Origin of the sequence: Mesorhizobium silamurunense, assembly GCF_014843905.1 — a bacterium.
Taxonomy (GTDB): Bacteria; Pseudomonadota; Alphaproteobacteria; order Rhizobiales; family Rhizobiaceae; genus Mesorhizobium; species Mesorhizobium silamurunense.
Genome location: NZ_LPVS01000234.1, coordinates 1 through 6,300, shown reverse-complemented (window position 1 = coordinate 6,300; position 6,300 = coordinate 1). Strand labels below are relative to the sequence as shown.

The 6,300-nt window shown below is 55.7% G+C and carries 4 protein-coding genes; 3 read left to right on the top strand and 1 reads right to left on the bottom strand.

The window, feature by feature from the left end; all coding sequences use genetic code 11:
• Nucleotides 1-419 precede the first annotated feature (419 nt).
• Complete coding sequence (locus AU465_RS33480; RefSeq protein WP_192183012.1) at nucleotides 420-1,865, bottom strand: hypothetical protein; 1,446 nt, start codon at nucleotides 1,863-1,865, stop codon at nucleotides 420-422.
• Nucleotides 1,866-2,115: 250 nt separating this feature from the next.
• On the opposite strand from AU465_RS33480, the gene AU465_RS33475 reads away from it, so the two are divergent.
• From AU465_RS33475 to AU465_RS33465, 3 genes are all read left to right on the top strand, one after another.
• Nucleotides 2,116-3,321 carry a hypothetical protein gene (locus AU465_RS33475; protein WP_192183011.1) on the top strand — a complete coding sequence of 402 codons (1,206 nt, stop codon included), beginning with the start codon at nucleotides 2,116-2,118 and terminating at the stop codon, nucleotides 3,319-3,321.
• A 164-nt stretch (nucleotides 3,322-3,485) separates the two neighbouring features.
• Nucleotides 3,486-4,796 carry a tyrosinase family protein gene (locus AU465_RS33470; RefSeq protein ID WP_192257335.1) on the top strand — a complete coding sequence of 437 codons (1,311 nt, stop codon included), beginning with the start codon at nucleotides 3,486-3,488 and terminating at the stop codon, nucleotides 4,794-4,796.
• A 782-nt stretch (nucleotides 4,797-5,578) separates the two neighbouring features.
• Nucleotides 5,579-5,932 (top strand): hypothetical protein, encoded by a 354-nt coding sequence (locus AU465_RS33465; protein ID WP_192257334.1) that lies wholly within the window; start codon nucleotides 5,579-5,581, stop codon nucleotides 5,930-5,932.
• Nucleotides 5,933-6,300 lie beyond the last annotated feature (368 nt).

Sequence of the window (6,300 nt, the reverse complement as noted above, 5' to 3'; positions counted from 1 at the left end):
CTCTACCTCACCACACGCGCCCATCCCGCGCAGCGGGTTCGTTCATCGGCCAAAACACGACATTTAGAGATCGTTCTGGCGAGGACAGTTCCTGGCGGATATTGTTGAAAAAGTCCGCCGCACCGCAATGTCGCCACCGATAATAGAATTCCTTTTCCACCCAGCGTATCACATGGATGCGGAAACACCATTCTACGCAAATGCCATTTGCAGCCGCGACCCGGACTTTTTCAACGGTATCGGCGCCATGCCGACATCCGGTGAATTAGGAAAGCGTTCGTATCTTACAGTAAGCCTCCCAAGGTTGTGGCTGTCGTCGAGGGACTTCTCGGCGGCAGCCAACCGCGGACGCCAACATCATATGGCATGGGGGTTCCTACGGGGCAGGTGATTTGAAATTTGGTCGCGCAGGCGTCAAGTCACGGAGTTTCAACCTGCTTTAGCCAATCGACCAAGAGGCCGGTCATCGACTGCAGATCGTGATACTCCTGACGCAGACAGCTTAGTAGGCCGTTACGTTCAGGTACCGAGAGCATGGCGCCTACATTCGGAGGCATCCAGCCTTCAGCTATGAAGGTAGCCACCTGGTTGGCATTGAAGCCCTGTACCCGAATGGGTTGTGGAAAATTGATCGGTCCTAAGACTGCGTCACTATGACAAGATTCGCAACGCATTGCCCGCTTCACCTTGTTCAGCGATTCATCGGACAAGACTTCAGGAGCAGAGCAGAGTCTGAGTGACTCCAGGGTGCGGTCGCGCCTCGGACCAAGCGATGGTCCGTAGTTGTTGACGTCCAGCCAGTCACCGAAGAAGGGTGATCCGTATTCTTCGATCTTATCATTAAGCCACTCCGGAACCTCGCCGGGATTGATCGTATTGGTTACCAGCTGCCCCTTATCGTTGAGGAGGTACTCCTCGGCTGGATGAATACCGAGCGGCGAGGTCTTGTGACACATCGCGCAGTTCTCGGTGGCCCCCACCGTTTCGTAGCGGGTGCCTAGACTAATGCTGCCGTCCTGATTGTAGGTGCGCCAGTGATCGATGATAGCGCTTGGGCGCCTACCCTGTGGGTCTGGGGGACCAACTGATACTATGGAGACATTGTTAATATCGCGAACCGTCTCGCCGGGAGTAATGATGCCGAACTGAATCCATTTTTCGTGTTGGCCATCGGGCACATAGATAAAGAACCGTCCGAAGGTGCTTGCCTGGTCGGGCGTGGCGAGGAAGCGGGACTTGTAAAGCAGCACCCGCCATTGCTGATCTGCGGGCAGTGTGGAGTTGTGATCGTCGATCAGACGCTTGGCAACAGCGTAAGTGGATGGGTTCCGGAGCGCATTGAGGAAGTCCTCGCTTTTCAGCAAGGGTGGAAGCTCAACTTTGTCGCGAACCGCATTCACATAGGTGAGATCATCAATCATAAATCCGAACTGATGATCGGCGTAATTCATTACACCTAAATTCTTCACAAAGGCTACAAAATTCGCGAGCGGTTGCGGCGTCCCTGTTGGACTGCATTGACCAAGGAAGATCATCTGTTCGTCCGCAGTCTGCACCATCGTCTGCAGATCAAGAAAAGGGACGCCGGCGGTATTGGTCTTCGGTGCGAGAAGACGAGGAATCGAGGCATTTCGCCAATCTATCCAAGCCGCTTCATCCATAGGGCAGGCCAGAGAGGCGTCTAAACCCAGCGCTTCCATCTGCGGTAGAGGTGATGGTGCCTGCTTGGTTAGTGGTACGAGGAAATGTTCAATAGAGCGCAAGGAATCCTTGCGCGGTACGACAAGATTAGCGATTCCCTCGCCAAAGGCTGCGGAACTCCCCAAGAGCACACAGAGCGCAGCTGAAATAGTCGCTGACCTCATCGAGCCCCCCTGTCAAAATCCAGCCGGTCGACATTAATCCGAGCATTGGCTATTCTTCCGCGAGAGTCAATGGATTTCCGTTGCTAGGCCATTCTCAGTCTTGACAAGCAATTATGCCCAGTGTCGTCATTCTGACGATAGACGGTATTTCCTAATCAAAACAGCGTTCTCAATACTATTAGTGCCGCGGCGCATTTTTATGTTGCGCGCTTTAGCCGTTTCACGCAGACCAACTGGGTGGGGCATTTCTATGCGACTCCTGAAAAGAATAGCATTTATTGTGCCGAGCGTGATCGTGATGCTGACGGTCAATGTGGCCGTGGCTGCTGGGCCGGACGTCGTCGTTGGTTTCATCGAGGGTGGCCAAGAGTTCGCAAGGCTTGGCACTGGCGAGCTTGCCGTCACCACGGGCACGAATTCCTGCAACGCAGGTGACCAGACATTGAGCTGGCGCGAGCTTCCCGACCCGGCACACCCGGTTATTGCCGTCAATCTTTATCGCGCCAAAGATGGACGCTTTTCCCAACTCGGGGCCTCTTGGGTAAAGCACGGGTACTTCGCAACTAATCGCAACGATTGCGTTGATATTGAAGGAGTGCCGACCTGCCAGCCCGGCATGGGTGATGAGCTTGGACCGGGATGCTCTGATCTCTACGCCGCAGCGCTTAACGCAAATCCTGAGCGTCTGGGACCACGTGGTAGGATCAACCCCTCAAGCGGCGTATTCGATGGCGCGACAGCACAGCAATCACTTCCGGGCAGCCCGACAATTTCGAATGCCGAAAAGGTCATCGTTGTGTCGCCGGAAGAGCTTTCCGTACCGGGTGCGCGGTATTTCATCGAAGCCCAATATGTAAGCGCTGACGACGCGCAGGCTGGTAACGCCCGCAACAACGTTACGTTCAAAGAATTCGCGCCCTATGACGGCTCCCCGATATTCATCATCCGCTATGTCGCCCCTGAACAGCGGGGCCAACCGGCGATCTCGGCCTGGGAAGGTGCAAAGCTCAGCGAAATCGCTGTTGAAGAGTCGGGGCACAATGCCACGATGTTCGTGGCGTCAAAAGCTAGCCCGTTGCCCGACGGGACATATCGCTACGATTATGTTTTGTACAACATGAATAGCGACCGGGGAGTTCGTAGCCTTCTGCTTAACGACGTCAGTAAGGCGGACAACCCTGAGTTTTCTGCACCGAGTACGCGTGGGGAACCTTGGAGCAATGTGGAATGGACGCCTAAACAGGAAGCGGACGCCTTCGTTTGGTCCACCGAAGACCACAACGCAAACCCCAACGCAAATGCGCTCAGGTGGGGTAACGCCTATAGCTTCTCGTTCGTGGCGGCGACTGCGCCGGTAGACGGCACTGCCACGCTCGAATTCTTTAAGCCGGGAGTGCAGGGTGAACCGTCCCAAACTAAGGCATCTGTTGTCGTTCCTGGCCCTGCGAAGTCCTGATCGCGATGCGGCGGCGCGATTTACTTACGGGCGGAGGTGCACTGGCGATAGCTTCGCTAGTCCCGCTGGATACGGCCCTTGCGCAAGGACTTGTGACCCGCAGGTCGGTTAACCAGCCTGAGGCTGCTGCTGATCTTGAGGCTTATGGTCGGGCGGTCGCCATAATGAAGGCCAAACCAGCGGATGATCCGCTCAGTTGGACCTCACTTGCATCGATCCACCAGCAGCGTTGCCCGCACCGGAATTGGTATTTTTTGCCGTGGCATCGTGCCTATCTCGCAGCTTTTGAGCGAGCCTGTCGTAATTTGTCCGGGAAGGCAGATTTCGCGTTGCCCTACTGGGACTGGTTTATTGACAGGCAACTTCCCGAGCCGTTCCGCGGGAGCGCCAACTCTGGCAACATTCTGTGGGAGGACCGTCCTGGATTTCCGGAGAATGCAAGCCTGCCCATCGAGACATTTGGTGAGGCCACTTTAGAGCGAATTCTGGCAAGCGAGGGTTTCGAGGCCTTTGGTAGTTCTCGGCCTTTTAACCAGAACAGCTTGGACAGCTCCTGGCAGCGAAAATCGGGCGCATCGACCGAGCTCGAATTCGGACCGCATAACAACGTTCACGGAATTTTGTTGGGAGTGATGGTGAGTGGGCTTTCGCCGTTAGACCCTATATTCTGGCTACACCACTGTAACGTGGATCGCATCTGGTCGCTATGGACAGCCAGACACCCAACTTTTGCTCTAGATGAACTATTCCTTGGCTTCGAATTCGCGAATGATTTTACTGCTGTGGCGTCTGACGTGCCGGCAAGGGTGCAGAAGCTCTTGAACACAGAACGCTTGGGCTACTCTTACCCTCCATTGCTGACGATCGCCGACGTCGCTGAGCAAATCACTCTGCAACGGGTGCAGGCCTGGCAAAGCTTCGACACTTCGATCCTGGGGAACCAATCCAGGTTCGTGGCCTTACAAGGCTCTGGGGTTGGCGCCGGAAATGGCCTACCTATCCTCGTTGCCAAATCTACTCAGGGTGGGATAGCCACAAGAACGCAGCCTTTATCGATTCCTTTCATTGCTCAGCAGCCGATAGAGACACTCCTAGGAGACCTTGGAAACGAGCAGTCAGGGTCTGCCGTAGTTCTGACAGGACCAAGGCGCGTGGTCTCATTCTCGCGCATTAACTTTAAGCACCCGCCAACTGATCCAGGTGGACGGGTTCACATTTTTCTCAACTGCGACTACCTAAGCCCAGCGATTGGCCCAGGGGACCCGCATTACGTCACAACGATTGCCTTTTTTGCCGGACATGACGACCACGGGGCAGTCACGGTGCAGGTGGATCTTACTGATACCCTAGCGACTGTGAGACGGAACGGTGATTTAACCGGGAAGGAGCTAGTCGTGCAGCTTATGCCGGCCCAATCCGATGATGTGGAAGGCAGTGCGGTTGAGGTTACCTCAATGACGACGACCATCCTTTAAAAGACATCTTTCCTTGCATACTTCATAGTGATGCGAAACTTGAGGATGCATTCTCTAGGAATGTTGGTTGGCCTGCTCGCCGCAGTGGGCCTTCCATCGCCGGCACTCGCTCAACTAACGCAAGAGAGGTCACCAGCTACGACGATAATGGTTGCGCCGCCCTCGAACCAAACTGTCGGCGGATGCGGCGACATGGTGCTAGAGCTACAGATTAGACAGCTGGCAGCAGCGCCCCACGCTGCGCCTGTTGGTGGCGTGGTCGAGATCAGACCTTTTGCGGGCGGCGAAATTATTACGGTTGGTCGTTTCTCGTTGCTCCCGGCGTTCGGCGACACGCAGGATGAGGTTCAAACGATTCGGCTTGATCTCTCGAATTGGCAGACTGATGGAGCAGTACTTGACAGCGGGTTTGAGGTCACCGTTCGACCCATCAATACATTGACCGGAGTTGCTGTGGCATGGCCCGTTTACGAGATTGTTGGGGCCAGTTTCGGTCCAGCCGGACAATAGCAGCAAGAGTGATCAAGAGGCTGCATCGAGCGCGGCATTTGATCATTCCATAACGGATGGGCTGCAATGCGCATCATCTCGGTCATCACGCTGACCACCTCCGCATCCTGTAAGCGGCCATCGTTTACTACCGCCCTTGGAGGCCGCTCAGACAAGAAGCAGACTTTCTGACGCAAATAGGCGGCGGGCACTTGGAGGGTGGTAATGCGCAGTGACTTCGGCCGCCCAAGAGCCTAGGCTGGCATGCCTTCTGCCAGCACGAAGACCGCCGCATGCCCCGCTTTCTTGCCGTCTACACCATGAAGCCCGAAGACCTCGCCCGCTTTCGCAGTCTGCCTAAGCCCGAGCAGAATGCAATTGATGCCGTCGGCTTACAGCAGTGGGCGGACTGGGAGGAGAGAAATGCCGCATTTTTCCCCGATCGCGGCGGCATGGTCGGCAGGACGACGCGCGTTACCAAGGACGGCATCGCCGACGCCGTGAACCCTTTCTGCGGCTACATTGTCGTTGAGGCCGATACCATCGATGCTGCCGCCCGCCTGTTCGAGAACCACCCGCATTTCACGGTCTTCCCGGGAGAAGGCGTGGACATCATGCCCTTCCTCACCGGCCCTGCGCCGACTTGAACATCCGCTAATCGCTTGCTGGTGCCAGAAGCCGTCTGTCCGCTTGCCCCAATCGGACATTCGCCGATGCGCCAAGCGGCGTCAGCTACTGGCGCTAGGGAGGCACGCGGCAGCTGACGAGGCCAGGGACATCATCTGCCAGACGCCAGCAGGTTCGCTGGAGAATCGGGGTCCGAGCTGTTGAGCCGCGGAACCATACGGGACGATACAGGAGATTCTCGATTTGTGCCCACGAAAAAGATAATAAAATCAATTATTTGATGTCATACTCCGGGCCTACGAAATTCCCCAACATGGCGCGGCCTAGCATTCTCAAATCGAAACGATCAGTGATTGTCGGTATCGGTGGTTGCGTGTCCCCGCAACCA

What these genes read in the sequence shown, in the direction of transcription:
- AU465_RS33480 (WP_192183012.1), bottom strand. Translation starts at nt 1,865, where the DNA reads ATGAGGTCAGCGACTATTTCAGCTGCGCTCTGTGTGCTCTTGGGGAGT.
- AU465_RS33475 (WP_192183011.1), top strand. Translation starts at nt 2,116, where the DNA reads ATGCGACTCCTGAAAAGAATAGCATTTATTGTGCCGAGCGTGATCGTG.
- AU465_RS33470 (WP_192257335.1), top strand. Translation starts at nt 3,486, where the DNA reads ATGAAGGCCAAACCAGCGGATGATCCGCTCAGTTGGACCTCACTTGCA.
- AU465_RS33465 (WP_192257334.1), top strand. Translation starts at nt 5,579, where the DNA reads ATGCCCCGCTTTCTTGCCGTCTACACCATGAAGCCCGAAGACCTCGCC.